Below are 21,225 nucleotides of genomic sequence, written 5' to 3'. Positions count from 1 at the left end.
TGCGATTACCATCATGGCCCGTGCACCCCCGAGCACGCGTCGCCGGCTGCGCAGCGGCCGCCGTCCTGATCATCGTCGGCGCCCTGTGGGCCACCGGCGGCCTCGACCCGGCCGACACGCCCGCGCGCGTCGCGCCGGGCAAGGAGGTCGACCAGCACCTCTTCCGGACGAAACTCGTCGGCGCCCAGGTCACCACGATCAAGAAATTCGGCCAGACCACGCGGATACTGGTCATCAACGCGTGGGTGACCAACCCGACCCGCGAGACACAGGGGACGTACGCCCTGGACGACAACGTGTTCGCGCACGGGATGTTCCTGCACTGGAAGACGCAGGACGGTCCCCGCCCGAAGCCGGTGGACGCCCAGGGCATCGCCGGGGACACGCTCTTCCGGGCCCTGCAGCCGCGGCTTCCCACGTACGTCGCCGTGCAGTACGAACTGGCGTCCGGCACCCGAGTACCGGATCATGTGACGGTGGCCCTGGCGGACTACCAGTACACCGAGTCCGGCGTCCTCGACCCGCGCGGCTACTGGTCGTGGAGGGCACGCGGATACGAGACGAGGTTCGAGACGAACCCGCTGACGCACAAGTCCGGCCAGGTCACCCACATCATCCCCGTCCTGGTCGCCAATGTGACCCTGCCGGTGACGGTGAAGCGGTGAGGCGGGCCCTGTCCGCGCTCCTCGCCGTGGGGCTCGCCTGCGCGGCGGTGGCACTGCAGAACACGCACTGGAGTTACACGCGGGCGTACGGGCCGTTCGTGAAGAACGGGCGGGTCGGCCAGGCCATCACCGAGCCGCTCTTCACGATCCGGGTGGAGCCGGTCGAGGCGGCCCGCACGATCCTGGTCCCGGCGACCTCGTACTCGAAACCCCAGGAGATCCCCGCGAACGGCGTGTTCATCGTCGTGATCGCCACCGTCGAGGCCCGGCGCTCCCCGATCTACGCCGGGCAGGCCCGGCTGCACACCCGGTACGGCGACTACTCCCCGACCGACAAGTTCGGCGGCGGAGGCGGGCTGACGACGCCCGTGGTCACGCCGCTGAGCTACGTGCGCTTCCAGCCGGGGATGCCGCGCCGGGGCGCCTACGTCTTCGACGTGCCGCGCGAGGCCGTGACCGGCGCGCGGCTCTACGTCAGCGACCACGACGCCGAAGAGGCGCAGTTCGGCTTCTACCGCAACGACCCGCGGCGGTTCGCCGACGAGGTGCACGTCGACCTCGGTCTCGACACCCGCGAGGCCGCCCGGCTCACCCGCACGGCGGCGGCCGGCTACTCGGTCCCGGAGCCGTCGTGAGGCGCGCGGCCCGGATCGTCGCACTGCTCGCGCTCATGGGCACGGCGATCTACCTGCCGTTCCGCCAGGAGTGGGCGTACTACCGCAAGGACGTACCCGCCACGCACACCCGGACGGTGCGGCCCGGGCGGCCTGCGGTCTTCCAGCAGATCCGCTGGACCCTGCTCGGGTACGGCCGGGCCGTGCTCAAGCCCGGCGACCTGCCCGCCGAGGGCATCGGCTCGCCGCAACGCCCCGGCGAGACGCTCGTGCTGGCCACGCTGCGGGCCGAGCCGCTCACCAAGAACCCGCGCGACTTCGAGATCGACTACTCGCTGCGCGACCGCGCCGGCCACAGCTGGAGCGCCTTCCAGTGGCACACCACGATCATCCAGGGCGGCAAGGACCCCGCCTACGTGATGGGGCTGGTGCCCGACTGGGCGGTCGGAACGTTCGAGCTGGTCATGCGTCACCAGCATCAGGATCTGTCGTCGGCGCTGGGCGGTCCGGAGCTGGTGTTCCGTCGCTGACGCCCGCCGACGCCGGGCGGTCCGGAGCCGGTGCTCCGTCGCCGACGCGGCGCATCACGAGGTCGAACGTCGCCGCCAGCAGGGCCAGCCGGAGGATCTCCCCGGCCATGCGGTGCCCGAACTCCACCGGCACCAGCACGAGATTCCAGAACCGCACGGTGTGGTCGGTGCCGAAGAGCGCGATCACGCCCCGCTGCAGCGGGTCCAGCAGCACGCCGATCGCCACGTAGCAGAGGCAGAACCAGGCGAACACCGGCGCGCCCGCCCGGTGCGCCAGCCGCACCGCGTGCGCGACCGGCACGTACTTCTCCCGCAGGCTCCGGCTGGCCACCTCCGCCAGCCGCAGGCGCCGGCCCTCGAGGCGATCGGGCAACCGCTCCAGCGGGGTCCCCCGGATCGTCTCCCGGCCGTCCATCTCCAGGCCGTACACGATCGCCGCGATGGCGAGCCACACCAGTGGCAGCACGAGGGCGTCCTTGACCGGTCCGGGCCCCTTTACGTGGACGGCATGGGTGATGGCCTGCCGGAACACCCGGTCGTCGAGCCAATGCGTCGCCGCCAGCACGAGCTGCATGACCGAGTACAAGGCGTACAGGGTGAAGTTCACCTCGAAGAACGCGGTGAGGACGCCCATGGTGCGGCCGTGCCGCGCCTCGTACCGGCGTTCGCACAGCACCCGCAGGCCCCACGCGACCACCGCGACCGCGAGGCAGACCAGGATCGGCAGGTCGAGGATGTGCCCGGCGTTCATCTCGTCGCCGGCGGTCACGAGCCGCTGGGCGTCGGCCCGCAGCACCTCGCGAAGATCCGTGGTGTAGAGGTTCCAGCTGAGGTAGACGAGGACGAATGGGAACAGCGTCCGGCCGATCGCGGCGACGTACGGTTCGTCCGGATCCTTGATCACCGACAGGCCGCGGCCGAGCGTGAAGAGCATCCCGATCGCGACGATGAGCGAGGCCAGCACGGTCACGCTGAGCGGCAGCAGGACGACCGCGCGCCGCAGGCCGCCGTGGTTGCCGCGGCCGAGGTGCGAGATGCCCTGGATGAGCAGGTAGCGGACGATCGACCCGGCGCTGAACCAGATGGCCAGCGGTACGAAGAACCGCCCTGCGAGCCGGATCGCCGACACCGGCAACAGCGCGATCTCGAGCGCTGCGCCCCACCGCCCGACGGGCGGGGTCGGCTCGGCGGCTTCGTCGGCGGGTACGGCGGAGGCGGCCATCGCCCGCATGTTATTGCGGATCTGGCCGCTCAGGCCGCTTCTTACTTATTCGTCGCCTTCTTACTCACTCGCTCGCCCTTCTCACTCGCTACGCGGGCGGCCTTCGTCGTCCGGAGGCGCGCCAGAGGACACGGTCAGCCGCTCACTCCGCTCGCTGCGGCGGGCTCACTTGTGCTTGTTGGCTCGCTCGCCCATCTCACTCGCTACGCGGGCGGCTTCGTCCCTCAGCCGCTCACTCCGCTCGCTGCGGCGGGCTCACTCGTCGCCTTCGACGCGCATCACGCTGGCGACCTCGCGGACGATCTCCTGGTCGCGGAGGTTCGCGACGGTGGCCGACAGGGCGCCGTCGGGGGCGCGGTGGGTGACGATGACGAGCTGTGCCTCCTGGCCGTAACCCTCCTGCCGTACGGCCTGGATGGACACGTCGTGCTCGGCGAAGGCGTCGGCGACCCGCGCCAGCACGCCGGGGCGGTCCGCGACGTCCAGGGAGACGTGGTAGCGCGTGATCGTGTCCGCCATCGGCAGCACGGGCAGGTCCGCGTAGGTGGACTCGGCGGGGCCGCGGGTGCCGTTCACCCGGTTGCGGGCGACGGCGACGAGGTCGCCCAGCACCGCGCTGGCGGTCGGGGCGCCGCCCGCGCCCGCGCCGTAGAACATCAGCGAACCGGCGGACTGGGCCTCCACGAACACCGCGTTGTACGCCTCGCGGACACTCGCCAGCGGATGCGTGCGCGGGATCATCACCGGGTGGACGCGGACGGAGACGCCGCGGCCGTTCCGGCCGCCCTCCGACGGCACCCGGTCGCAGATCGCCAGGAGCTTGACGACGCAGCCCATCGCCCGTGCGCTGGCGATGTCGGCGGAGGTGACGTCCGCGATGCCCTCGCGGTGCACGTCGGCGGCGGTGACGCGGGTGTGGAAGGCGAGCTGGGCGAGGATCGCGGCCTTGGCCGCCGCGTCGAAGCCCTCGACGTCGGCCGTCGGGTCGGCCTCGGCGTACCCGAGGGCCTGCGCCTCCTCCAGGGCCTCGGAGAAACCGGCGCCCGAGGAGTCCATCTTGTCGAGGATGTAGTTGGTGGTGCCGTTGACGATGCCCATGACGCGGTGCACGTGGTCGCCGACCAGCGACTCGCGCAGCGGGCGCAGCAGCGGGATCGCACCCGCCACGGACGCCTCGTAGTAGATGTCGGTGCCGTGCTCCCGGGCCGCGCCGAACAGCGTCGCGCCGTCCTCGGCGAGCAGGGCCTTGTTGGCCGTTACGACCGACTTGCCGGACTTCATCGCGTCGAGGAGGAGACTGCGGGCGGGCTCGATGCCCCCGATCACCTCGACCACGATGTCGACGTCCGGACGGGTCACCAGCCCGGTCGCGTCGGTCGTCAGCAGCTCCGGCGCGATGCCCTCACGGCGCTTGTCCTTCCGGCGCACCGCGATCCCGGCCAGCTCCAGCGGCGCGCCGACCCGCGCGGCGAGGTCCGCCGCCTGCTCGTGCAGGAGGCGGACCACCTCGGTGCCGACCACGCCGCATCCCAGCAGCGCGATCTTCAGCGGCTTCATGGGGACACCTCCAGGCGCAACAGATCGTCCTCGGTCTCACGGCGGAGGATGAGCCGCGCCCTGCCGTCGCGCACGGCGACGACCGCCGGCTTGGGCACGTGGTTGTAGTTGTTGGCCAGGGAGCGGCAGTACGCTCCGGTCGCCGCGACCGCGATCAGGTCGCCCGGGGCGAGGTCCGCCGGCAGCCACAGATCGCGGACCACCATGTCGCCGCTCTCGCAGTGCTTGCCGACGAGGCGGCTGAGCATCGGGGCCGCGTCCGACCTGCGAGAGGCGAGCGCGGAGGTGTACTCGGCGCCGTACAGCGCGGTGCGGATGTTGTCGCTCATGCCACCGTCGACGGAGACGTACGTGCGCAGCCCCTCCAGAGGCTTGACCGTTCCCACCTCGTACAGCGTGACGCCGCCCGGGCCGGCGATCGTACGGCCGGGCTCGACGGTCAGGCGGGGTATGGGAAGGCCCTTCTCCCCGCAGATGCGGGTGACGATGCCGCGCAGGTTGTCGGCGATGTGCTTCGGATCGAGGGGGTCGTCGCCCTCGAGGTAGGCGATGCCGTACCCGCCGCCGAGGTCCAGCTCGGCGAGCTCGATGCCGTGCTCGTCGCGGATGGCGACCATCAGCTCGACGACGCGCCGGGCGGCCAGCTCGAATCCGTCGGTGTCGAAGATCTGCGAGCCGATGTGGGAGTGCAGGCCGACGAGCTCGAGCTCCTTGATGCCGATGACGCGCCGGGCGGCCTCCTGCGCCGTATCCCGGGCGAACCCGAACTTCTGGTCGTCGTGGGCGGTGGCGATGAACTCGTGCGTGTGCGCCTCGACGCCCGTCGTGACCCGGATCATCACCTTGGGGCGTACCCCGCGTTCCCGGGCGAGGTAGCCCAGGCGGGCGATCTCCTCATAGGAGTCGACGACGATGTGGCCGACGCCGACCTCCAGCGCCCGCGCCAGCTCGGCCGTCGACTTGTTGTTGCCGTGGAAGGTGATCCGCTCCGGCGGGAACTCCGCCCGCAGCGCCACCGCGAGCTCCCCGCCGCTGCAGACGTCGAGCCCGAGCCCCTCGTCCTTCACCCACCGGGCGATCTCGGTGCACAGGAACGCCTTGCCGGCGTAGTACACGTCCCCGTCGCTGAAGGCGGCCGCGAACTCCCGGCAGCGCGACCGGAAGTCCTCCTCGTCGTAGACGTACAGCGGCGTACCGAACTCTCCCGCCAGATCACGGACGTCCACACCGCCGACCGTCAGCACCCCGTCGTCCCGGCGCGCGCCGCGCGGCCAGACGCTCGGCGTGAGCGCGTTCAGATCGCTCGGCGGGGGCGACGGGTGGTCCTCCGGCAGCACGTCCGCGTGCCGTTGGCCGGCCGGGTGAACTCGACTCATCGACTGCTCTCTCCGTTACTCAAAGACGGTCGTTCGGGGTCTCACCGAGCATGCGCAGGCCGTTGCCCAGGACGATGTACGCCGCCCCAGCCAGGTTAAGGCGTGCGGAGTGGTGGCCGGTGATGGGCTCGTCGCCCTTCGGCAACGCCGGACACCACTCGTGGACATCGTGGTACGCATCGGCGATCAGTTCCAACTGCCGCGTGAACGGCCGCGGGTCATCGGTCCGGGCGGCCTGCTCGGCCCGCCCGGGAAAGTCCGCGATCAGCCCCAGGAGCCGCCGCTCGCGCGGGTCGTCCAGGGCACCCTCCGCCGCCCGGACGCCCAGCTCGGCCGCCTGCCGCCGTACGGCCGCGGCCCGCGCGTACGCGAAGCGCACGACGAATCCGGGGTTGTCGAAGGTCAGCGGACGCTCCGGCCAGCTCGCCCGCGGCACGGCGATCACGCCGTACGCCTCATCGACGCGGCTGATCAACGAGGCGGCGACGGCGATCGACAGGAAACCCGGCCCGGTGACCCGTACGTCACCCACCCCCGGCATCCGGCCCAGCCGGGTCGCCAGCAGCGCGGCGATCTCCGTCGCGGGCCGCCCGGCGGCACGCGCCAGCCGCAGCGGCAGCGGAGTTGCGTAGTCACCGGACGCGGTGGCCGTGACGGGAACGCGCTCGGGAACGGGGACGGCGAACTCACCGTCGGCGACCGCCCCGCGAACGGCGGCCACGACGGCGGCGTTCAACTCGGCCGGGGTCACGGTCTGAGACTAGTCGACCAGCATGTGGACATCCGGCCGCCGCGATCAGGGCACCGGTCCGGCGCCGGCCAACTCCCGGACCGTACGGATCAGCAGCGCCGGGTCGAACGGCTTGGTCACATAGGCGTCGACGCCGATCTCATGGCCGCGCCTGATGTCGTGCTCCTGGGCCCGCGCAGTGATCATGACCACCTTGATGCCCCGCGTCAGCGGGTCGTCGCGCAGCTTGATGGCCGTCACCCAGCCGTCGAGCCGGGGCATCATGACGTCGAGGGTGATCACGTCCGGGGCGATGTCCCGCACCCGGTCGAGGCAGTCCTGCCCGTCCACGGCGGTCACCACCTCGAAACCCTCCAGTTGGAGGTTCACGGCGATCAGCTGCCTGATCACCTCGTCGTCGTCGACGACCAGCACACGTCCCAATGTCACGGCCGCCAAGCTAACGCGTCCACCCGCCCGGACACGCGGAGAACCGCCACATGCATGCCACTTGACCGTGGGTTCGAGAGCGCGACGATCTTTTCCCGGGCCACCGAGGGCGACGTTCACCCAGCTCAGCCACGTACGACGGGGCCCTGGGGCGGCTAATGTGTCCGAGTGGGGACGGTGAGCTGGTAGTCTCTATCCGTCCCGAGCCCCCTTAGCTCAGGGGATAGAGCACCGGCCTCCGGAGCCGGGTGCGCTGGTTCGAATCCAGCAGGGGGCGCACCTCACCGGCCAGCGTGATCAAGCCGCTGATCTTTGCAGACACACGAAGAACGGGCCGGACTCATGTCTCACTGAGTCCGGCCCGTTCTCGTTGTTCAGCAGGTGCACGCCGCCCTGCTCCTGGCCACCGCCGCCCACCGCGTCACCGGCCCGCCCGAAAGCCGAGCGTGATCACATAAAGTTAGTTAAGCGTGACGTTCGGCCATAGGTGCGGCCTTCGGTCTCGTGTTTGAATCTGGTTCCGATCTCCGTCTGAGGTGGGGATGCCAATGGCCGGAACTCATGGGGCGAACCGGCGGCAACCACGGCCGCATCCACAGCAGAAGTCCGCCTTAGCAAAATTCCTGAAACGCCCAGGAACGATCATCGGAGGCGTGGTTCTCGCCGCTATCACCACCGTGGTGACCACATTGGCCACGTCGACGAGTCAGCACATCGTGCATGCGATCGCCCCGAACACCGCCCGTGACGCCAAGGGCCCGCCGCTGAAAGTGATTTCAACGCTCGTCGAGCGGCACGGCGCCTACCAGGCCGAGACATGGGTCCTCCCGAACGAGTCGCCCTTTGACCCGGCGACCCTCGCCCAGTTGAACCGGTGGCGAGCGAACCAGAACGGAGGCTTCGCGAACCTGGAGCGATGGATGCAACAGCATGGCGGCGTCGACCCTGACCTCACCGGAATCAAGCTGATCGTGGCCGGCAACCGGGACTCTCCCGTCCGGATCGTCGGAATGAGACCGGTTGCCGTCTGCCGCGCCCCGCTCACCGGAACGCTTCTGTATTCCCCGCCGGCCGGCGACGAGTCGACCACGCTCGTCTATTTCAATCTCGACCGCCCGGACGTCCAGGCCCGAACCTTCAACGACGGAAGTGTAGGCGGCCCCTATTTCGACCAGAAGACGATCTCCCTCAAGTTCGGCGAACAGTGGGTCTTCGAGGTCCTGGCCGGCACCGCCACACGCTACTGCGAGTTCAGGCTGCAACTCACCATCATCGAGGGCGCCAAGACGGTGACCCAAACGGTCGGCAATGGCGGCGCTGGAGCACCGTTCCGGGTGTCCGCACTGGTCAATGGTCCGAACGGACATCCCTATTCGGCCTATCGGAACGCCTACCTCGGCGGCGTCGCCATCAGCCCGCCCGGCGACTACCGGCGGATCGACCCGGCGTCATACGCCGACCCCCCGCTCATCGGCTATCCGATCGCGGAACCGTAGAGCCGTCGGGCACGCCCAGTTCATCGATGTGCTGCACCGCGACCACGCCGAGGTCGAGGGCCGGGTCCGCACCGTCAAGGCGATGGGCCTGCGTAACCTGCCCTCCAAGACCTGGAACGTCAACCTCGGCTGGGCACTGGCTGCCAACCTCGCCGCCGATCTGGAGGCCTGGACCCGGCTGCTCGGCCTGCACGATGACACCGGACTCTCACGCGCCGAGCCCGACACGCTGCGGTACTGCCTGTGGCACCTGCCCGCCTCATCACCCACGCCCGGCACGAGTCTTGACGCAGCCTCACGTCCACGATCGCGTACTCGGGCCACACCACACCCGCCGCACGAGGGCGGGTCGGTGGCCGAGGTGGAAGCCGGGTCATCCCCTCCCCGGTGCCATAACATGTGCGCGTGGCCCGCGACCGGCATGCGACTGCCGTACGCAGCACGCGCCCTTGGGTGGTCGCCGCCACCGTGGCCGGTCTGCTCGGCGTCGGTGCCGCAGTCGCCTGTCAGGTCGGCGCCGCGCTCGGCCTGTCGTTCAAACCGGCCGACGTACCGCGCGAGGACCTTACCGCGGCAGCCCCGCGCGAGGTGGTGGCCGCGCCGCCGATCACCCAGATAGTCGCCCCCGACGATCTCCCGGTACGGCTGGCCGCGCGAGCGGTGGCCGATGCGCTGGTCAGCCGGGGCGAGGCACGCCCGACCGTCGTCACCAGGCCGGTGGCGGCACGCGGGGCCGTCCTGCGGGTCGAGCTGGCCGGTGGTGCCGGCGACGCGTCCGGCGAGGCGTACCGGCTGAGCCGCACCGCTGCCGGCCTGGTGCTGCGGGCGGCGCACCCGGCCGGTGCCGCGACCGGGCTGTACGCGGTCGCCGACCGGATTCGTTCGGGCGACGAGATACTGCCGGCCGGCCAGAACGACAGGCTCGTCGCGCCCCGGATGGGCCTGCGACTGCTGGATACCGGGTCGGTCGGGCTGTCCGACGACCCGGCCGGCTTCGTCGCGAGCGACGATTACTCACTCAACACCGACGTGGTCGGGCCGGCCGTCATGGCTGGACCGCCCTACGTGGACACGGCAGCCGTCGCCCGGATCGCGGCCCAGTTCCGGCAGCTGGTCGATCGCGCGCTCGCCGGAGGCTACAACGGCGTGGTGGTGCCCGGCTTCCTGGAGTACGTCACCTTCGCCGGCGTCGGCGACGGACATCAGGTGTACCCGGCCGGGGACGGCCACATCGCCCGCGCGAAGGCGATGGTCGCCGCGTTCGGCCCGGTCTGGCGGTACGCGCACGACGCGGGGATGAAGGTCTACTTCGCGACCGACATGCTGGCGCTGTCGCCGCCGCTGCAGCGGTACCTCCAGCGGCGTTTCGGCAGCCTGGCGACCGACGACGCTCGGCTCTGGACCGTGTACCAGGCCGGACTGCGCGAGCTGTTCACCGCACTGCCGTACGCGGACGGGCTGGTGATCAGGGTCGGCGAGGGCGGCGCCGCGTACCGGTTCCCGGGCTGGGACTACACCTCGCGGATCGCGGTGAAGACACCGGCCTCGGTGCGCGCCATGCTGCGCGCGCTGCTCGCGGTCGCCGGCGAGGGTGGCCGGGACATCATCTTCCGCACCTGGAGCATCGGTATCGGCTCCATCGGCGACCTGCACACCAACCCGCAGCGGTACGAGCAGGTGCTCGGCGGCATCGACGACCCGCACCTGGTCGTGTCCACCAAGTACTGCCTCGGCGACTACTACAGCCACCTTCCGTTCAACGGCACGCTGAAGGTCGGCGAGCAGCGGCGGATCGTGGAACTCCAGGCACGGCGGGAGTTCGAGGGCTTCGGGTCGTTGCCCAACGACCTCGGCACGCTGCACCAGGAGGCGCTGCGCACCCTGCTGGCCGCCAACCCGCACATCGAGGGCATCTGGACCTGGTCCCAGATGGGCGGACCGCTGCGCGCCGGGCCGCGCACCCTCTACCTGCGCGCCGGCTTCTGGCAGATGTTCGACCTGAACGTCTACACCGCAGCGCGGCTGGCCGCCGACCCGGACGCCGACCCGGCGCAGCTGTCCGCGGACTGGATCCGCCAGACGTTCAGCACCGATCCGTCCACGGTGCAGGCGATAAGCCAGGTGCTGGCGCTGTCCCGTCAGGCGATCACCAAGGGCCTCTACATCGGTCCGTACGCGCAGCGCACGGTCAAGGCGCTCGGCCTGGAACCCCCGCCGATGATGTGGATCTTCGAGTGGGACATCGTCACCGGCGACAGCGCCGTGCTCGACAGCATCTACGCGGTGAGCCGGGACCACCTGGACGAGGCGATCCGGGAGGGTGATGAGGCGACCGCCACGGCGCGGCGGATGCGCGATCTGCTCGCCGCGACCGACCCTGCCGTCTGGCGCGACCCGGCGCAGCGCCAGTCTTTTTCTGACGCGCTGGACTACGAGGTCGACCTGTTCGACACGCTGGCCGCGTATCGGACCATGTTCCTGCGGCACGCGCAGTGGCTGGACACCGGGTCGGCGCACGCCCGCACGCAGTGGCTGGCCGCCCGGTCCCGCTACACCGCGGCGCGCGACGAGCACCTGCGGCGGTACACCGGGAACGTCGACCTGCCGCCGTACCGGTTCCCGGCGGCCGACATCGGGCTGGCCCGTGCGGAACGGGACCTGGCGATGGCCTGGCTCGCCCGCGCCCTGCTGGTCGTCCTCGTCGCCACGCTGGCCCTGGGCACCTCGGCCGGGCAGCGCCTGCTACGGGCGCTGACCCGCCGTCGGCGCCCGCCCGGCGCCGCGGCCCTGCGCGCGCTGTGGCTCGGCACCATGAGACCGTGGCGCGTCGGTGACCTCAGCCCGCCGCCGACCGCCCTGGACCGGGTGCTGGTGTGGGCGCTGCCCGCAGCCGCACTGGCGCTCAGCCGGACCTGCTACAGCTGGTTCGCCTCCCCCGCCCACCTGCTGGTCGCCCTCGGCGGGTGGGGGGCCTTCGCCGGAGTGCTGCGCGTGCTGCTGCGCGGCCACGACCGGTTCGGCCTGTACGCGGCCGTCGGCGGAGCCGCTGTCGTACGCACCCTGATACTGCTCGTCGCCTTGGCCGGGCACGGCCCAGGCCGGTACTGGTACGACTTCTGGACCCGGCCGCAGGCGCGGTCGGTGTACATCACCGTCGCCTTCGCGGCCTTCCTCTGGGTACCGGCCGCCGCGTACCTCGCGCTGCGCGCACTCGGCGCCCGGTCCACCGCCGCGCCGGTCCTCGCCGCCGTCGGCGCCCCGCTCGCCCTGCTCGGCGCCACCCTCTGGGCAGCCGGGCTGGAGACCTCGCTGGCCACGTGGAACGACCAGATGGCTCTGCTGCCCTGGGGCATGCACCGCATCCTCGGCGTCACCGGCTTCCTGGACATCCCGCCGTGGCTGCCCAAGCTGGTCACCGCGGCCGGCGGCACGCTGGTCGCGGTCGGCGGCCTGGTCGCGGCCGGTCGGCGGGCCAGGCGCCGGAACCGGGCGCACCTCCAACAGCCCGGCGAAGCCGCGTCTCATTCTCGATGACGCTCGCCACGCCGCCGATGCCTTCACTGAGCTGGTCGACCGCCACCGGGAGGCCGCTAGGTGTGGTGTCCCGGCACCTTGGTTACGCGAAGCCCTCGAAGGTGAGCTGCTGCGGGATGTCCGCGAGTGGTTCGGGCGGCTGGTCGAAGACGATCCGGTAGTCGCTCCCTGCGGTCCGGCTGATGGGCGGTCGGCCGCCGAGCGCGGCGTGCGGCCGCTCGTGGTTGTAGTAATTCACGAACTCCGCGAGTGCGACGCGGCGTTCACGCTCGGTTGTGTAGTCGCGGACGTCCGGCGTCGATCCGCAGACACAAGCGCAGACGTCCTTCGAGGGTTAGCGGTGCGTTCCGGTGTCCGCTGCTGGTGGCGCTCCTGGACTCGGCGGCCGCGTTCACCGGGAGCCCTGGGATCTCAGGGCTCCCGCGTGAGCGGCTGTGCGTGGCGTCAGCGTGCGAACTTTTCGATGACGGGGGTGAAGAAGTTGACGAGGTTGCCGTCGGGGTCACGGAACAGCAGCGACCGGTTGCCCCAGGGCATCGTGGTGGGCTCGGTGACGAAGTCGGTGACGAAGCCGGTCAGGTTCTGGTGAACGCGGTCCACGTCGTCGACGAGGAACTCGGTGATCACGCTGTGGTTGTCCGCCGGGTGGGCAGAACCCGGGGCGAACAGCGGAACGGTGCGGGTTCCGGCGATCGCGAGGGTGGCGCCCGCGGTCTTGAGTTCGGCGAAGTCCTCGGTGGCCCACATCGCCCGCGCCCCTGTGGCTCGCTCGTAGAACTCGACGAGGCGCGCGACGTCGCCGGTGATGATGCGGATCGAGACGAAGTCCATGGGGATCTCCTTGGCTGTGCTGGAGGCGTGCACGTCGCAGGCTAGAAGAAATAGTGGACAGAATCGGTCCTGTATTCGCGTTAGGCTGCGAACATGCCTCGACCCACCGGCCGCGTGCTGACACTCCTGGAGCTGCTGCAGTCGGGCGGCACCCGGACAGTGGCCGAACTCGCCGACCGGCTCGGCGTCGAAGGGCGCACCGTGCGGCGGTATGTGGACCAGCTGATCGACCTGGACGTGCCCGTGGAATCGGTGCGCGGCCGCTACGGCGGGTACCGGCTCGCCCCCGGGTACCGCTTGCCTCCGCTCATGCTCAGCGACGACGAGGCGCTGGCCGTGCTGCTCGGCCTGGTCGCCGGCCGCCGAGCAGGGTTGACGACGACGGAGCGCACGGCAAGCGAGACGGCATCGGCGAAGATCCGGCGGGTGCTGCCCAAGCGCACCGCCCGTCGGCTCGACACACTCCTGGAAGCTCTCGCCTTCACGGATCAGCCCGATGATTTCGACACCCCGGACGCCGAGGTCCTGCTCACCGTCGCCGATGCGGTGCGCCACCGCCGACCGGTCTCGATCCGCTACACCGACCGCGACGGACGGCGCAGCGAACGCACACTGCACGCGTACGGGATCGTCGCCCATGCGGGCCGGTGGTACGTCACGGGCAAGGACGCCCGGATCGGCGAGGACCGAACCTTCCGGCTCGATCGCATCGCAGACGCGCGGACCCTGCCCGGCTCATTCGAAGCGCCCGTGGGTACCGGTCCGGCACAGCGCGTGTTGTCAGGGTTCGCCACGGCCGAGTACCGGCATGAGGTGACCTTGCGGATCCACGGGACGGTTGGGCAGATCCGCGCCCGCCTTCCCGCCAGCGTCGCGAGCCTGGAGGAGTACGCGCCCGTGGCAGGCGAGGACCGGGCGACCGAGCGCTGGATGCGCGTCGAGCTGCGGGCGGAGCGGCTCGATTGGTTGCCTCTGGTACTCGCCTCACTCGACCGGCCGTTCGTCATCGAGCGCCCCGATGAACTGCGCGACCTCGTCATCGCGCTCGCCGATCGCCTCACGTCCTACGCCCGCCAAGCCTGACCGCGAGGAACCAATGTCATGAGATGGCACAGCTAGGGCGTGCCGACCTGCCCGTGCGCCGCGTGCGCCCAGACGTCCAGCAGCCGCCCCGCGGAACCGCCGATCGGGCCGACGGCGTCGGCCAGTGTGGCCGCGTCCGGAAGATGCGCCGCCTCGATCGCCGGTACCGCGTCCGCGGCATCGTCGATCGTGGACGAGCACACCGAGAGCAGGTAGTCGGGCACGGTCAGCGCGGGATCGACGCATCCGACCACCGGAGTGCCGACAGCGGTGATCAGCGGGAACACCGTACCGGGGATCCCGACAGCCGCCTCGGCGCGCGCCGAGGCCTCCAGCGTAGGCACCGCGCTGATCTCGTACTGCTCCCAGAGGCTGCGGTCCTCTCGGGGGTGGAGGCCGACCAGGATCGACTTCCCCGACGCCCGCAGTCGCTCCGCGGATGCCAGCAGCAACTCGGTTCCGGGCGCCGCGCCACCGGTCCCGTTGGGATGGGTCACGCTGGTGACGACCAGCACCAGTCCCGGCTCCGGCTTGCGCACCGGCAGCGCGTCGGTCTGTGGCGAGCCGACGACGCGTACGGGACGCCGGGTTCCGAGGTAGCCGGCGAACGCGCGACCTTCCGCCGGAGACGACGCGGTGATGACGCGTAGCCGCCCTCGGAGCTGCCGGGCTCCGGCGGCCTCCGTGGGCCCGAGGTAGGCCAGCGAACTGGCAGCCGCCGGCAGCCGCCGGAAACCCGCCGCGCACTCCAGCGGCCAGTCGCCCGCGCCGGTCACCACGAGCAGGTCGGCAGGCGGCGCGTCGGCCGGTGTCGCGACCGGCACCGGGTCGCCCGGCGTGATCTGTGACAGGTCCGGCACCAGTTGAGTCAGCCGGCAGCCGCGCCGCGCGGCCTCGGCCAGCAGCGGCTTGACGTGATAGGTCCCCCACGGTTCGTTCGTCGCGATCAGTACGCGGAGCGGGCGTGGCCGTGGCGCGGCCCACGCCGAGCCGCCCAGCCCGACCACCCCTGCGGCACCGACAACGCCCCCGAGCACGGCCCGGCGCGACAACACGGCGGCGTGCGATCCTCTTTCTTTACCCATTCGTGACACCCTAGGAGTCCAGCCCAGCCAGGCGGTTAACGGCCCGGGAATTTGGATGAGTAGAGGTTCACATGACGGTTGTCTCGATCAGAAAACTCGGTGACCCGGTTCTGCGAGAGCGGGCCAAGCCGGTGACCGACTTCGACGGTGAGCTGCGCACACTGGTCGGCGACCTGCGCGAGACACTGAGTGACAGCGGAGGGGCCGGGCTTGCGGCGCCTCAGCTCGGTGTCGGGCTCCGAGTGTTCGTCTGGAGCCCCCAGCTCTCCGATGGTGGTCCAGATCACCTGGTCAACCCGGTCGTCGACTTCCCAGACGAGGAGGAACAGGACGGCCTGGAGGGATGTCTGTCCATCCCCGGCGTCTACCTCGACACCAGGCGTCGCATGAACGTGGTGGCGAAGGGCTTCACCGTCAAGGGCGACCCCGTTCAGGTCGTCGGAGACGGGATACTCGCGCGTTGCATCCAGCACGAGACCGACCACCTGGATGGGGTGCTGTTCATCGACAGGCTGACCCCTGTGCAGCAGGAGCGGTGGATCGCCACGCTGCGTGCGGCCGCCTGGTTCGACGAGAATGCCATGCCGGGGATCAAACGTTCGCCACACCAGTAGAGCGCGGCCATCCGCGCAGAATCCAGCTCAGCAGGGCGACCGAGCTCGGCTGAACGTCACGACGTGACGTCCACCAGGACCTTGCCGACCGCGCCGCTCTCCACCGCCCGGTGAGCGTCGGCGGTGCGGTCCAGCGGGAAGCGGATCAGCGGCAGGCCGTGCTCCTCGCCGACCGGCAGGGCGCCGTCGCGGACCGCGGCGGCGACGTCCTCGGCGGCCGCGGCGCGCGCCTCAGGACCGGCCGTGTAGAGCACCAGGAACTGCAAGCGTGTGTTCAGCACCATGTTCTGCAGCACGTCCAGTTCGACCGGCTTGCCACCGTCGTTGGCGTAGGTCGAGATCGTGCCGCGCGGCCGCAGCACGGCCAGGTCCAGTGCGAGGTTCGCACCGAGCGCCACCTCGGCGACGATGTCGACGCCGTCCGGGGCGATCCTGCGGATCTCGGCGGCCGGGTCGCCCTCGCGATAGTTGATCACGTGGTGGGCGCCGGCGGCGGTGGCCAGCCGGGCCTTCTCCGGGCCGCTGATCGTGCTGATCACGGTGGCGCCGGCCCATCGGGCGAGCTGGATCGCCGCGTGCCCGACCGCCCCGGCCCCGCCCGCGGCGAGCACCACCCTGCCGTCGAGCGCGCCGGGCCCCAGCCGGCGCGGCCCGTCCTCGGCGACGGTGAGCGCGCGGTGCGCGGTGAGCGCGGGGACGCCGAGTGAGGCGCCGACGTCGAAACCGGCCTCGTCGGGCAGCGGCACGGCCTGCTCGGCGGGCACGACGGTGAACTCGGCGGCGGTGCCGGTGGGCCGCCCTGCGGTGGCCATGAACAGCCAGACCCGCTGACCGGCCCGGCTCTGGTCGACCCCCTCACCGACTGCGTCGATCACGCCGGCGCCGTCCAGGTGCGGAGTGGCCTCTGGGAACCCCATGGGGTTGGTGGCGCCGGAGCGGGCCTTCCAGTCGGTCGGGTTGACCCCGGACACGGCGACCCGGACGCGAACCTCGCCGGGGCCGGGCACGGGCAGGTCACGGTCGACGAGTTGAAGAACGTCGGGACCGCCGTTGTCGCGGTAGATGATCGCCTTCATGATCGGTCTTATCTCCTGTGGTTGGGGTCGGCGCCCACCTTACAAATTTGAGGTGACAGATGTCGATAGTTGTCATTCAGATAGCGAACTGACAAAGTTTGACGTCCGTCAGCTGGTCGACGTACGTTCTTCGCTGCGGAGGTCTGGCGACTGGGCACGACAGCCTTGAAGCGTCGGCCTCGTACCAGCTCGACAGGGAGATCTGATGCGCGGGGAGCCACTCGACGCGGAGACGATCGTGTCGGCCACCGAGGAGGTGCTGCGCCGCCACGGTCCGGAAAAGACCACGGTGCTCGATGTCGCGCGGCTGCTGGGAGTGAGCCACGGGAGCGTGTACCGGCATTTTCCGTCCAAGGCGGCGCTGCGTGAGGCCGTGATACGGCGCTGGCTTGACCGGGTGCGAGAGGATCTCGCCGCGACGGTTCAGGATTCCGAACTGACCCCGCCCGACCGGCTACGTGGCCTGCTCACCGCCATGTTCGCCACGAAATGGACGAAGGCGAGGGAGGACCCGGAGCTCTTCGCCACCTTCCGGGCGCTGGCGGCAGAGCACAGCACCGTGTCCTCCGCCCATGTCGCCTTCTTGCTCGCCCAGATCCGCGCCATCGTCGTCGACGGCATCGCCGACGGCGACTTCGCAGCCGGTGAGCCAGACGCGATCGCGCGAGCCATCCTGAACGCGACCAGCCGGTTCCACGATCCGACGCACGCCGCGGAGTGGCACTCCCCCGAGGTCGAAGCCGAGTCCACGGATGTCATCTCGCTCATCCTGAACGGCATCCGGACACGGTAACGGCTGCCGCGCGCCGCAGCCGGAACGCGGCGGCGGAACGGCTCGCCGGCGAAGAGGATGCCCAGGAGCTGTTCATGGTGACGTCAGGGCGCCGGAGCGCAGCCGAGACGGAATCCGTGCTTCGGTCAGGGCCGCGGTGGCGTTCGGGGCGGCACGGGGTGCGCGCCAGGCGATCACGTGGTCGGGGCGGACCAGTAGGGCGCCGTGGTCGCCGATGCCGCAGGCGTCGGCGGGCCGTACCGTTCCAGAACCGTCCTCGCGGGGCAGCAGTGCCACGTCGAGGAAGGCGCCTGGTGGATCCAGCTCGCGCGCGGCTCGTACCCAAGGGTGTCCTTCGGCCCCTGCGAGCAGCAGGTAGCGGCCGTCGCGGACCAGGTCGAGCGTTGAGACGCCGTCGGCGAGGGGCAGGTGCGGCAGCCGGGTGCCGGGCTCGCCGTGCCAGCGGCCCGGCTCGTCGGCCTCCGGCAGAGCGGGGCCGGCCGGATCGTCGCCGGGCATGCGGTAGCGGTAGCCGATCGCCACCGCCGCTTCGCTGAGCAGCGGACGGTCCCAGGCCCGGGTACGGTCACGGACGCGTAGCAGTGCCTGTTCCACCGTCAGCCTGGCCACCGCACGGCGCTCGGGCTCGTAGTCGTCCAGCAGCCTTGGATCGGCGTCGCCGCGCAGTACGGAGACCAGCTTGGTGGTGAGGTTCCAGGCGTCCTGGATGCCGGTGTTGGCGCCGAATCCACCGGTCGGCGGGGTGACGTGCGCCGCGTCTCCGAGCAGGAGGACACGGCCCGCGCGATAGGAGTCGGCCACCCAGCCGCCCATCTGCCACGGCCGGGTCCCGGTGATGGCGACCCGCGACGCGGGCAGTCCGAGCGCGTGTGACACGACCTCACGGCACCGCTCGGCGTCGAACACGATCGCCGGGTCGATGGCCGCCGGATCGTACGTCACGGACACCGCCCCGCGGTCGTACGCGGTGTTCCAGGAGATGAAGGCGCGCTCGGGCAGGTCGGTCCTTGCCAGGGCGAGCCGGCGGCCGTCGAGGATCCGGCGCAGGTCGGCCGCGAAGCCGATCTCCATGACGTGCGAGACGGCCTCGCTGCCGCCGCGGCCGATACCGAGTCCCTCCCGGATGGCGCTGCCGTTCCCGTCCGCGGCCAGCAGGTAGCCGGCCTCGACGGTGTACGGCTCGCCGGCCGGGTCGAGCAGGTGGGCGACGACGTGGTCGTCGTGCCGGCGCAGGTGGAGGAAGCGGTGGCCGAAACGCAGGTCGGCGCCGGCGGCGCGGGCGTGGGCGCGGACCACTTCCTCCAGGTCGGCCTGCTTGACGAGGGCGCTGGGGCACGGCGAGACGTCACTGAAGTCCTCCGCGGCCGGAAGACGCCAGCGGCGCACTTCCGGCCCGGCAAGGGATGTGACCACCGCGGCGTGATCGGCCGGCGGAAGGGCGCGCTGGACGGCGTAGACATCCTGGTCGGCGCCGACGCTGCGGTACGCCTCCATCGTGCGCGGATAGAACAGTTTGGCGCGCAGCCGGGTCGACACCGCCGGGTGCTTCTCGACGAGGACGGGGGTGATGCCTCGGGCGGCGAGGAACAGCGCGGCCGAGGCACCCACGATGCTGCCGCCCACGATCAGGACGGCGGCGTGCTCCTCCGGCGTACGGGAATCGACGTTCATGGCCCCATCGTCTCCGCCGCCCAGGCGCAGCCACGTTCACCGGCTCTATGATCGGCACATCCGACACGATCGGCGGAGTCCCGATGGAATCCGACTACTACGACGAGATCGACCTTCAGATTCTCCATGCCCTGCATCTGGACGCACGGGCGCCCTTCTCCCGGATCGCCTCCGTCATCGGCGTCTCCGACCAGACCGTCGCCCGGCGCTACGCCCGGCTGCGCGCCGCGGGCTCGCTGCGCGTCTGGGGACTGGTCGATCCCTCCCGGCTGGGCCGGATCGAGTGGCTGGTCCGAATCCGCTGCACCCCCGACTCGGCAGGCGACGTCGCCTCCGCTCTCGCCAAGCGGACGGACATCTCCTGGATCAGCCGCACCTCCGGCGGCACCGAACTGGTCTGCCGCACGTACGCGCCCACCCCGGCCGACGAGCTGCTGCTGAAGACACTGCCCAGCAGCGCGCGGATCCTCGACCTGAGCGCCCACTGCCTGCTGCATGTCTTCTTCGGCCGCAGCGACAGCCTGATCACCAAACGGGGCGCCCTCTCCCCCGCACAGGCCGCGCGGCTACGGCCTCGCGCCGTACGTCCGGCCGACCCCGTCCCTCTCGACGACACCGACCACCGGATCCTCGCCGTGCTGCGGGGCGACGGCCGTGCCCCGATCAACCGACTCGCGGCCGAAACCGGGGTGTCGCACTCCACCGTGCAACGCCGGATCACCGAGCTGCGCGAGAGCGGCGTGCTCTACTTCGACATCGACACCGACCGCGCACGGCTCGGATTGCCGATCCGTACCCAGCTGTGGCTGACAGTGGCGCCCGAGCACCTCGACACCACGGGCGGGATGCTGGCCGCACACCCCGAGGTGGCCTTCGCCGCGGCCATCACCGGCACGCGCAATCTCTACGCCTCCGTGTCCACACCCAGCATCCCGAGTGTCTACGAGTACCTGACCAGCGCTGTCTCCCGGCTTCCTGCCGTCCAGAGCCTCGAGAGCTCCCTCGTCCTGCACACCGTCAAAGGCCCCGCAGGCGTGCGCAGCCCGGGAGCCGACCACTGACCCGAGCCGTAAGTCCGTACGGCCGCGTTGTCGATCGCGGCCGACACGCGCTGCGATGCGTGATCCCGGAGCTGACGGCCCGTCCGGCATCGGGGAAGTACCCTTGGCCGGTGTTCTCGCCTCAAGGCCCGTCTCTGCGTGAGCTGGCGATCCAGGCGCTGTCCTCGGTCGAGCGCGGCTACGACCTCCTCGCTCCGAAGTTCGACCGCACGCCTTTCCGCACCCCCGAGAGCATTCTCGACGCGACCGCCGACGCGCTGCGTCCGCTCGGGCCGTTCGGCCGGGGACTGGACGTGTGCTGCGGCACCGGTGCGGGCATGCGGGTCCTCGAACCCCTGTGCCAAGAACCGATCACGGGCGTCGACTTCAGCGCGGGCATGCTCGCGCAGGCGCGCAGTGCGCACCCGGACGCGGAGTGGGTACGGGCCGACGCCCGGGCCCTGCCCTTCGCCGAGGCCTTCGACCTGGCGGTCAGCTTCGGAGCGCTCGGGCACTTCCTGCCCGCCGAACGGCCCGCGCTGTTCGCCGGGGTGTACCGCGCGCTGCGGCCCGGCGGGCTCTTCGCCTTCCCGATCGGCGCGCCGCCACCCATCACCTCGGGCTGGTACTGGGCGCTGCTCGGCTTCGACCTGGCCATGCGGGTCCGCAACGCCGTGTGGCGTCCCCCGTTCGTCATGTACTACCGCACCTGCCCGCTGCAGGCGGTCCGCGACGACCTGACGGCAGCCGGATTCACCGTGACGACCGCCCCCTTGACGGCTCTGGGCCGACGCGAGGTCGGCAGCCCGCGGTACCGGCTCGTCCTCGCGCGCAGAACAAGCCCGTAGAAACCGGCGG

General features: G+C 70.9%; 19 protein-coding genes, 1 tRNA gene and 1 pseudogene. 11 read left to right on the top strand and 10 right to left on the bottom strand.

Annotation, left to right across the window (positions count from 1 at the left end):
- Positions 1-20: 20 nt before the first annotated feature.
- The 3 genes from ABEA24_RS38455 to ABEA24_RS38445 are packed head-to-tail and all read left to right on the top strand — an operon-like array spanning position 21 to position 1,809.
- Positions 21-665 (top strand): hypothetical protein, encoded by a 645-nt coding sequence (locus tag ABEA24_RS38455; RefSeq protein ID WP_345437791.1) that lies wholly within the window; start codon positions 21-23, stop codon positions 663-665.
- Complete coding sequence (locus ABEA24_RS38450) at positions 662-1,300, top strand: hypothetical protein (protein ID WP_345437789.1); 639 nt, start codon at positions 662-664, stop codon at positions 1,298-1,300. The genes ABEA24_RS38455 and ABEA24_RS38450 overlap by 4 nt, the downstream gene beginning before the upstream one ends.
- A complete protein-coding gene (locus ABEA24_RS38445) occupies positions 1,297-1,809 on the top strand; it encodes a hypothetical protein (RefSeq protein WP_345437787.1) in 513 nt (170 codons plus the stop codon). Before ABEA24_RS38450 ends, ABEA24_RS38445 begins: the two co-directional genes overlap by 4 nt.
- Here the strand turns inward: ABEA24_RS38445 and ABEA24_RS38440 are convergent.
- The 5 genes from ABEA24_RS38440 to ABEA24_RS38420 form a co-directional block, all read right to left on the bottom strand.
- Positions 1,742-3,031, bottom strand: coding sequence for a hypothetical protein (locus tag ABEA24_RS38440; RefSeq protein ID WP_345437785.1), 1,290 nt, complete (start codon positions 3,029-3,031; stop codon positions 1,742-1,744). The genes ABEA24_RS38445 and ABEA24_RS38440 overlap by 68 nt on opposite strands.
- A 255-nt stretch (positions 3,032-3,286) precedes the next feature.
- Positions 3,287-4,588: a homoserine dehydrogenase gene (locus ABEA24_RS38435; RefSeq protein ID WP_345437783.1), complete on the bottom strand. Its 1,302-nt coding sequence runs from the start codon at positions 4,586-4,588 to the stop codon at positions 3,287-3,289.
- Positions 4,585-5,964: a diaminopimelate decarboxylase gene (lysA, locus tag ABEA24_RS38430; RefSeq protein ID WP_345437781.1), complete on the bottom strand. Its 1,380-nt coding sequence runs from the start codon at positions 5,962-5,964 to the stop codon at positions 4,585-4,587. The genes ABEA24_RS38435 and lysA overlap by 4 nt, the downstream gene beginning before the upstream one ends.
- 19 nt (positions 5,965-5,983) lie before the next feature.
- Complete coding sequence (locus ABEA24_RS38425) at positions 5,984-6,715, bottom strand: DALR anticodon-binding domain-containing protein (protein ID WP_345437779.1); 732 nt, start codon at positions 6,713-6,715, stop codon at positions 5,984-5,986.
- A gap of 45 nt (positions 6,716-6,760) precedes the next feature.
- Positions 6,761-7,138, bottom strand: a complete 378-nt coding sequence (locus ABEA24_RS38420; RefSeq protein ID WP_345438097.1) for a response regulator transcription factor — start codon at positions 7,136-7,138, stop codon at positions 6,761-6,763.
- 211 nt (positions 7,139-7,349) lie between these two features.
- Here ABEA24_RS38420 and ABEA24_RS38415 point away from each other — a divergent pair.
- The 3 genes from ABEA24_RS38415 to ABEA24_RS38405 all read left to right on the top strand — a co-directional run bounded on the left by ABEA24_RS38415 (position 7,350) and on the right by ABEA24_RS38405 (position 12,174).
- Positions 7,350-7,421: transfer RNA gene (locus ABEA24_RS38415), tRNA-Arg, on the top strand.
- A 271-nt stretch (positions 7,422-7,692) separates the two neighbouring features.
- Positions 7,693-8,640, top strand: coding sequence for a hypothetical protein (locus tag ABEA24_RS38410; RefSeq protein ID WP_345437777.1), 948 nt, complete (start codon positions 7,693-7,695; stop codon positions 8,638-8,640).
- A 405-nt stretch (positions 8,641-9,045) separates the two neighbouring features.
- A complete protein-coding gene (locus ABEA24_RS38405; protein WP_345437775.1) occupies positions 9,046-12,174 on the top strand; it encodes a hypothetical protein in 3,129 nt (1,042 codons plus the stop codon).
- A gap of 82 nt (positions 12,175-12,256) precedes the next feature.
- Here ABEA24_RS38405 and ABEA24_RS53800 read toward each other — a convergent pair.
- Together ABEA24_RS53800 and ABEA24_RS38395 are read right to left on the bottom strand one after the other, a co-directional pair.
- Positions 12,257-12,436, bottom strand: a pseudogene (locus ABEA24_RS53800) (integrase core domain-containing protein); the annotation flags it as partial.
- Between the two features lie 182 nt (positions 12,437-12,618).
- Positions 12,619-13,005 (bottom strand): VOC family protein, encoded by a 387-nt coding sequence (locus tag ABEA24_RS38395; protein WP_345437773.1) that lies wholly within the window; start codon positions 13,003-13,005, stop codon positions 12,619-12,621.
- A 93-nt stretch (positions 13,006-13,098) separates the two neighbouring features.
- Here ABEA24_RS38395 and ABEA24_RS38390 point away from each other — a divergent pair, with 93 nt between their 5' ends.
- Complete coding sequence (locus ABEA24_RS38390; RefSeq protein WP_345437770.1) at positions 13,099-14,088, top strand: helix-turn-helix transcriptional regulator; 990 nt, start codon at positions 13,099-13,101, stop codon at positions 14,086-14,088.
- A 32-nt stretch (positions 14,089-14,120) separates the two neighbouring features.
- On the opposite strand, the gene ABEA24_RS38385 is transcribed toward ABEA24_RS38390, so the two are convergent.
- Positions 14,121-15,173, bottom strand: coding sequence for a hypothetical protein (locus tag ABEA24_RS38385; protein WP_345437768.1), 1,053 nt, complete (start codon positions 15,171-15,173; stop codon positions 14,121-14,123).
- Positions 15,174-15,244: 71 nt separating this feature from the next.
- Here ABEA24_RS38385 and def point away from each other — a divergent pair, with 71 nt between their 5' ends.
- Positions 15,245-15,787: a peptide deformylase gene (gene def, locus ABEA24_RS38380; RefSeq protein WP_345437766.1), complete on the top strand. Its 543-nt coding sequence runs from the start codon at positions 15,245-15,247 to the stop codon at positions 15,785-15,787.
- Positions 15,788-15,843: 56 nt separating this feature from the next.
- Here def and ABEA24_RS38375 read toward each other — a convergent pair whose 3' ends face one another.
- Complete coding sequence (locus ABEA24_RS38375) at positions 15,844-16,863, bottom strand: NADPH:quinone reductase (RefSeq protein WP_345437764.1); 1,020 nt, start codon at positions 16,861-16,863, stop codon at positions 15,844-15,846.
- 205 nt (positions 16,864-17,068) lie between these two features.
- Here ABEA24_RS38375 and ABEA24_RS38370 point away from each other — a divergent pair, with 205 nt between their 5' ends.
- Positions 17,069-17,656 carry a TetR/AcrR family transcriptional regulator gene (locus ABEA24_RS38370; RefSeq protein ID WP_345437762.1) on the top strand — a complete coding sequence of 196 codons (588 nt, stop codon included), beginning with the start codon at positions 17,069-17,071 and terminating at the stop codon, positions 17,654-17,656.
- 72 nt (positions 17,657-17,728) lie between these two features.
- On the opposite strand, the gene ABEA24_RS38365 is transcribed toward ABEA24_RS38370, so the two are convergent.
- A complete protein-coding gene (locus tag ABEA24_RS38365; RefSeq protein ID WP_345437760.1) occupies positions 17,729-19,327 on the bottom strand; it encodes an FAD-dependent monooxygenase in 1,599 nt (532 codons plus the stop codon).
- 83 nt (positions 19,328-19,410) lie between these two features.
- On the opposite strand from ABEA24_RS38365, the gene ABEA24_RS38360 reads away from it, so the two are divergent.
- Positions 19,411-20,388: an Lrp/AsnC family transcriptional regulator gene (locus ABEA24_RS38360; RefSeq protein ID WP_345437758.1), complete on the top strand. Its 978-nt coding sequence runs from the start codon at positions 19,411-19,413 to the stop codon at positions 20,386-20,388.
- A gap of 110 nt (positions 20,389-20,498) precedes the next feature.
- The gene (locus ABEA24_RS38355; RefSeq protein WP_345437756.1) at positions 20,499-21,215 is read left to right on the top strand and encodes a class I SAM-dependent DNA methyltransferase; all 717 of its coding nucleotides are present in this window, start codon (positions 20,499-20,501) and stop codon (positions 21,213-21,215) included.
- The last annotated feature ends 10 nt before the right edge of the window (positions 21,216-21,225 follow it).

Source organism: Actinoallomurus vinaceus (genome assembly GCF_039542055.1).
GTDB lineage: Bacteria > Actinomycetota > Actinomycetes > Streptosporangiales > Streptosporangiaceae > Actinoallomurus > Actinoallomurus vinaceus.
Note: the sequence above shows the minus strand (reverse complement) of the source record. Positions and strands in the feature narration are given on the sequence as shown.